Source organism: Microcystis sp. M53602_WE12 (genome assembly GCF_030065455.1).
GTDB lineage: Bacteria > Cyanobacteriota > Cyanobacteriia > Cyanobacteriales > Microcystaceae > Microcystis > Microcystis aeruginosa.
This window is the reverse complement of sequence record NZ_JASJFB010000371.1, coordinates 1-1,242: the sequence shown is the minus strand read 5'-3', so window position 1 is coordinate 1,242 and position 1,242 is coordinate 1. Positions and strand designations below refer to the sequence as shown.

Genomic DNA, 1,242 nt, shown 5'->3' with positions numbered 1-1,242 from the left:
GGGTGCGTTAGGCGGCTATCAATTTAGTCAAAAAACCAAAATTAATAATTCGCCGTAACGCACCACCTCTATTATTAAATTGGTGCGTTACGCTATTGAAAGGCGCACCCTACGAGTAATATGACTACAAGCTTTACTGTCTAAGGCGGATTTGCTATGACAGTTTGGCCTTCCCGACTTTATGGGGTAAAATGTTCGTAGGCAATACATTGATCTCTTGCAAGAGGGAAGTAAAATGATTATTAGTCTGATAAAAAAACGAGAAAACTAAAATATGTTCCCTTATCCCAACCAGCAATACAAATGTTCTATCACTTACTTATATGGATATTCAAACCCTTTTAGAATGGACAGATAAACAGGTATTAGAGAAAACCGGTAAACATCTTGATTCTTTGCAAGAATCCATCTTACAGGGTATTTGGGAACATCAAGATTACGAAAAAATTGCCAAAGATAATCAGCGCAGTTATGACCATATAAAAAAAGAAGCATGGAAGTTATGGCAACTGTTATCAGATGTTTTTGAAGAAGATATAAAAAAGTCTAATGTTCGTTCTGTTTTAGAAAATAAAGCTTCATCTACTATTTATCACTTTGTTAGCCATCATGGTAATAATATTAGTAATAACCATATAAATATCTGTAGAGAAAATAACCCCTACTCAGAAAACAACTTAAAAAAGTCTTCAAATTTTCCAGATAATGATCATCAATTCCCAATAATTAACCTAACAAAAGCTCCTGAATTAAGGTATAACTATGGACGTAAGTTAGAAATATCAACCTTAAAAGAATGGCTAGATAATAAAACTCGATTAATTACTATTTATGGGTTAAGTGGAATCGGAAAAACAGCTTTAACCCTTAAATTAGTTTCAGAAATTGCCCCACAATTTGATTATATTATTTATCGCAGTCTGGAAAATATTCCTCAATTAATCGCTCTCAAGGATGATCTAAAACAGTTTTTCGCCCAATCTCTATCAACCCCCTTACCTGATATAATAGATTATCTAAGCTCCTATCGTTGTTTAATTATTCTTGATGATGTGCAGAATATTTTTAAACTGGGGGAATTAGCAGGTAAATATGTAAGCGACTGTCAGGATTATCATAAATTTTTTCAGCAAATTGCTACCACATCTCATCAAAGTTGTTTGATTTTAATTAGTTGGGAACTTCCCAGAGATTTTGTTACCTTAAAATCCGATAAAATTAAAACTTTATACCTACAAGGTT

At 32.9% G+C, this 1,242-nt stretch carries 1 protein-coding gene; it reads left to right on the top strand.

What is annotated here, in order from left to right; translation table 11 throughout:
- Positions 1 to 323 precede the first annotated feature (323 nt).
- The coding region (locus PX482_RS12815) for a helix-turn-helix domain-containing protein (protein ID WP_288122517.1) at positions 324 to 1,242 on the top strand (919 nt) is incomplete at its 3' end.